The sequence below is a fragment of the Streptomyces sp. NPDC017520 genome (assembly GCF_044329855.1).
Lineage (GTDB): Bacteria > Actinomycetota > Actinomycetes > Streptomycetales > Streptomycetaceae > Streptomyces.
In genome coordinates, this window is the sequence record NZ_JBIRKB010000046.1 from 1 (window position 1) to 1,172 (window position 1,172).

2 protein-coding genes are annotated in these 1,172 nt (G+C 68.3%); both read left to right on the forward strand.

What is annotated here, in order from left to right:
* The first annotated feature begins 69 nt into the window (after positions 1-69).
* Positions 70-555, forward strand: a complete 486-nt coding sequence (locus tag ACH4KB_RS37910; protein WP_398071641.1) for a winged helix-turn-helix domain-containing protein — start codon at positions 70-72, stop codon at positions 553-555.
* Between the two features lie 50 nt (positions 556-605).
* Positions 606-1,136: a transposase gene (locus ACH4KB_RS37915; RefSeq protein WP_398071643.1), complete on the forward strand. Its 531-nt coding sequence runs from the start codon at positions 606-608 to the stop codon at positions 1,134-1,136.
* Positions 1,137-1,172: the final 36 nt, after the last annotated feature.

Consider the following 1,172-nt stretch of genomic DNA (forward strand, 5'->3'; position numbering starts at 1 on the left):
CTACTGAGGTTGCACGCGTGGTGTCGTAGGGGGTGACGGCTGGCCGGTGGCTGCGGTATCACCGGAGTCATGCGGTATCCACAAGGGGGCGGGCTGACCGCCGAACGGCAGCAGTTCCGCGAGGAGTTACGGCTCCAGGCGGCCGAGCGGTTCGCCCGGGGCGAGGGCAGTACCGCGATCGCCAGAGATCTGCGGGTCAGTGTCCGCTCGGTCCAGCGATGGCGTCACGCGTGGGCCGAGGGCGGCCCACGATCCCTGCGGTCGCAGGGGCCGGCGTCCCTGCCGAGGCTGAGCGAGAGGCAGTTCGCTCAGCTGGAGGCGGAGCTGGCCAAGGGGCCGGCCGCGCATGGCTGGGAGGACCAGCGCTGGACGCTGGCCCGGGTCAAGACGGTGATCGGCCGGCGCTTCCACCTCACGTACACGATCCAGGGTGTGCGGAAGCTGTTGGTGCGCAACGGCTGGTCCTGCCAGGTTCCGGCCCGCAGAGCGATGGAGCGGGACGACGAGGCGGTGGCCGGGTGGGTCAAGGAGGTGTGGCCCCGCGCGGAAGGTTAGCGGCGGCCCGTGGGGCCTGGCTGGTCTTCGAGGACGAAGCCGGCTTCTCCATGACGCCGCCGCACGCAAAAACATGGGCGCCACGCGGCCGCACCCCGGTGGTCCGGGTCCGCGGCCGTTCCCGCAGACGGATCTCCATAGCCGCGCTGACCTGCTACAAACCCGGCCACCGGTCGAGGCTGATCTACCGACCCCGCCGCGACGACAGCAACCGGGATGGCCGCAAGAGCTTCTCCTGGCGCGACTACCGGGACCTCCTGATCGCCGCCCACCAGCAGCTCGACGACCCTATCGTGCTCGTCTGGGACAACCTCAACGTCCATAAGGCCGCCGGACTGAGAGAGTTCGCCGAAACCCGGGACTGGCTGACCATCTACTACCTGCCGCCCTACGCACCCGACCTCAACCCCGTCGAAGGCATCTGGTCACTCCTACGGCGCGGATGGCTCTCGAACGTCGCTTTCAGCACCCCAGAACACCTCGTTCAGACCGTCCGGCGTGGCCTGCGGCACATCCAGTACCGCAGCCACCTCATAGACGGCTGTCTCACCGAGACCGGCCTGATCATCAGACCTGCCTGATCAGCAGCACGACATCACGAGTTCAGCCTCAGTAAC